Source organism: Xanthomonas sp. SHU 199 (assembly GCF_000364665.1).
In the GTDB taxonomy this organism is placed as follows: domain Bacteria; phylum Pseudomonadota; class Gammaproteobacteria; order Xanthomonadales; family Xanthomonadaceae; genus Xanthomonas_A; species Xanthomonas_A sontii.
This window is the reverse complement of sequence record NZ_AQOI01000090.1, coordinates 1-3,696: the sequence shown is the minus strand read 5'-3', so window position 1 is coordinate 3,696 and position 3,696 is coordinate 1. Positions and strand designations below refer to the sequence as shown.

Below are 3,696 nucleotides of genomic sequence, written 5' to 3'. Positions count from 1 at the left end.
GGGCAGCGCCGCCAGCGCCGCAACCGCTGCCGCCGGCCGCCGAGGCCGGGACCCGTTGGGGCATGCTCTACGTGGTCGAGGGCTCGCGCCTGGGCGGGCGGGTGATCGCCCGGCACCTGCGGCAGACCCTGGCCGGCGCCGCGCCGGCGTTGTCCTATTTCGAACTCGGCCATGCCGACCCGGCCGCCTGGCGACACTTCCAGCAGCGCCTGGAGCGGGCCTTGCCGACCGCGCCGCTGCAGCAGGCCGCGGTCGACGGCGCCCGCGCCATGTTCGCGCACTTCCACACCCACTTCGCCCTGGAGATCGCCGCATGAGCGACATCGTCGTGCCCCTGGACATGGACGCCTGCGCACGCGAGCCGATCCATATCCCCGGCTCGGTGCAGCCGCACGGCGTGCTGCTGGTGATCGAGCCGCAGGACGGGCGCGTCGTCCAGGCCAGCGCCAGTGCCGCCGACCTGTTCGGCCGGTCCCTGGACGCACTGCTCGGACAGCGCTACGACGCCCTGCTCGTGCTGGAGGATCCGCGCACGCGGCTGCTGCCAGACGCGGCCGAGCGCAGCGACCTGGCCTATGTCGAAGTGGGGTTCAAGGACGCGGCCGCCACGCAGCGCTGGGTCGGCGCCTGGCATCTGTATCCGGAGCAGTGGCTGCTGGAACTGGAGCCACGCGACGCGCCGCTGGCCGACGCCACCCTGCGCGAAGCGCTGCCGGTGCTGCGCCGGCTGGAGGCCGACCACAGCATCGAGGAGGCCTGTCAACGCGCCGCCAAGAGCCTGCGCAGCCTGATCGGCTACGACCGGGTGATGATCTACCGCTTCGACGACGACTGGAACGGCGACGTGGTCGCCGAGGCGCGCGCGGCGGAACTGGAGCCGTATCTCGGCCTGCACTATCCGGCCAGCGACATTCCGGCGCAGGCCCGCGCGCTGTACCTGCGCAACCGCGTGCGCCAGATCGCCAACGTCGGCTACGTGCCGTCGCCGATCCAGCCCACCCTGCATCCGCGCCTGCGCGCGCCGGTGGACCTGAGCGACGTCAGCCTGCGCAGCGTCTCGCCGGTGCACCTGGAATACCTGGCCAACATGGGCGTCACCGCCACCCTGGTGGCCTCGATCGTGGTCAACGACGCGCTGTGGGGCCTGATCGCCTGCCATCACTACCGCCCGTATTTCTGCAACCACGAGATGCGCGATGTCGCAGATGCGCTGAGCCGCGCGTTGGCCGGGCGCATCGGCGCGATCACCGCGGTGGCGCGCGCGCGCACCGAGTCGGTGCTGCTGACCGTGCGCGAGAAGCTGATCACCAACTTCAACGACGCCGAGATGCTCACCGCGTCGATGCTCGACGAGATGGCCTCGGACCTGCTCGACGTGGTCGATGCCGACGGCGTGGCGGTGTTCCATGGCGACCACGTCACCCGCCACGGCATGCTGCCGGCCACCGAGGACCTGGCGCGGATCCGCGAGCAGATCGAGTCCACCCATCACGAGGCGCTGCGCCATGACGCGGTCGGCGCCCTGCACTCGGACCAGATCGGCGAGACCTTCCCGGCGCTGGCCGATCTGGCCCCGCTGGCGGCCGGCTTCATCTTCGTGCCGCTGATGCCGCAGGCGCGCAGCGCGCTGCTGTGGACCCGCCGCGAACAGGTGCGCACGGTCAACTGGGCGGGCAATCCGCAGTTGGCCAAGCTGCAGGACATCGCCGGCTCGCGGCTGTCGCCGCGCAAGAGCTTCGACCTGTGGCAGGAGACCGTGCGTGGCCGCGCACGGCCCTGGTCGCCGATCAGCCTGGAATCGGCACGCAGTCTGCGGGTGCTGATCGAACTGATGGAGCGCAAGCGCTTCCAGCAGGATTTCGCCCTGTTGGAAGCCTCGCTGTCGCGGCTGCGCGAGCCGGTGGCGATCGTCGAGCGCGGCGAGGGCGCGCGGCGCAGCCGCCTGGCCTTCGTCAACGAGGCCTTTGCCGCCCTGTACGAGCGCGAAGTCGCCGAGTTGATCGGCTGCGACCTGGAGCGCCTGTATGCCAGCGAGGCCGTGCTGGCGGAGACCCAGCGCATCGACACGCTGCTGCGGCAGGGACGGGCCGCCTACGTCACCCTGCCGCTGCGCGTGGACGGCACCACGGCCGTGCACCGCCAGTTCGACTTCGAACCGCTGCCCGATCACTCCGGCGTGCCCAGCCACTGGCTGCTGCAGTTGCGCGACCCGCGCTGAGTCCGGTGCGGCGGCGCGGCCTCAGCGGCTGCGCCGCCACAGCGCCAGCGTCGCCGCACCGGCCAGCAGGCCCCACAGCGCCGCGCCGATACCGAACAGCGACAGTCCCGACGCGGTGACCAGGAACGCGATCAGCGCCGGCTCGCGCTCATGTTCCTCGCGCAGCGCCGAGGCCAGGCTGTTGCCGATGGTGCCGAACAGCGCGATGCCGGCGATCGCCATCACCAGTTCCCTGGGAAAGGCCGCGAACAGCGCGGCCACGGTGGCGCCGAACACGCCGATCAGCAGATAGAAGACCCCGGCGAACACCGCGGCCATGTAGCGCCGCTGCGGATCCTCCTGCGCCTCGCGGCCCATGCAGATCGCCGCGGTGATCGCCGCCAGGTTCAGTCCGTAGGCGCCGAACGGCGCCAGCAGCGTATTGACCACGCCGATCCAGCCGATGGTCGGCGAGATCGGCACCGCATAGCCGGAGGCGCGGATCGCCGCGACCCCAGGCAGGTTCTGCGAGGTCATCGTCACCACGAACAGCGGCAGCGCGATCCCGAACAGCGCCTGCCACGACAGCGTCGGCCACACCAGCACCGGCTGCGCCAGGCGCAACCGCGCCGCCTCCAGGTGCAGCGTGCCGCTGCCCGCGGCCACGGCGATGCCGACCAGCAGGGTGGCGATCACCGCATAGCGCGGGAAGGTGCGGCGCCCGAGCAGGTAGGTGGCGAACATCGCCAGCGCCATGCCGAGCTGGTGCTGCATCGCCACGAACACGTCCAGGCCGAAGCGCAGCAACACGCCGGCCAGCATCGCCGAGGCCAGAGACAGCGGAATGCGCCGCAGCAGGCGTTCGAACAGGCCGGAGAAGCCGGCCAGCGTGGACAACACCGCCACCACCACGAAGGCGCCGATGGCATCGGACAGCGGCAGTCTGCCACCGCTGCCGATCAGCAAGGCCGCGCCTGGCGTGGACCAGGCGGTGACCACCGGCATCCGGTAGCGCAGCGACAGCCCGATGCAGGTCAGGCCCATGCCCAGCCCCAGCGCCCACATCCACGAGGCGATCTGCGCCTGCGAGGCGCCGACGCTGCGCGCGGCCTCGAACACGATCGCCGCCGAACTGGAGAAGCCGACCAGCACGGTGACGAAGCCGGCGATCAGCGCGGGCAGCGAAGCGTCGCGCCAGAGCGCGCGGGCAGCAGCGGTCATGCGGAGTTCCATGGTGGAGCGCAGCCTGCATTCTCGGGCAAACGCCGGCGATCGGCTGTGCCGCGCCCTTACCAATAGAGAGGAGAGTGTGGCAGCACGCAGCGCTGCAAGGGCGCGCAAAAAACGGTTGACCTTTTTTTCGGTGCCATTAAACTGCGCGGCCCGCTACGCAACTGCCGAGCTTCGGCGCGACAGAGGCCGGCGGGGCCGGAAACACCTAGCGAACATCGGGTGTTGACAGCGTGAAAAAGTCGGCTAATATGGCCGGCTCGCTTCGA

At 70.8% G+C, this 3,696-nt stretch carries 3 protein-coding genes; 2 read left to right on the top strand and 1 reads right to left on the bottom strand.

The window, feature by feature from the left end; translation table 11 throughout:
- Both D183_RS0104315 and bphP read left to right on the top strand, forming a co-directional pair.
- Positions 1–317 (top strand): biliverdin-producing heme oxygenase (locus D183_RS0104315; RefSeq protein ID WP_017907911.1); only part of this gene is annotated, 317 nt, incomplete at its 5' end.
- Positions 314–2,218 (top strand): bacteriophytochrome BphP, encoded by a 1,905-nt coding sequence (gene bphP, locus D183_RS0104310; protein WP_017907910.1) that lies wholly within the window; start codon positions 314–316, stop codon positions 2,216–2,218. The genes D183_RS0104315 and bphP, both read left to right, overlap by 4 nt.
- A 21-nt stretch (positions 2,219–2,239) precedes the next feature.
- On the opposite strand, the gene D183_RS0104305 is transcribed toward bphP, so the two are convergent.
- On the bottom strand, positions 2,240–3,418 hold the full coding sequence (locus D183_RS0104305) for a benzoate/H(+) symporter BenE family transporter (RefSeq protein ID WP_026144183.1): 1,179 nt from the start codon (positions 3,416–3,418) through the stop codon (positions 2,240–2,242).
- Between the last annotated feature and the right edge of the window lie 278 nt (positions 3,419–3,696).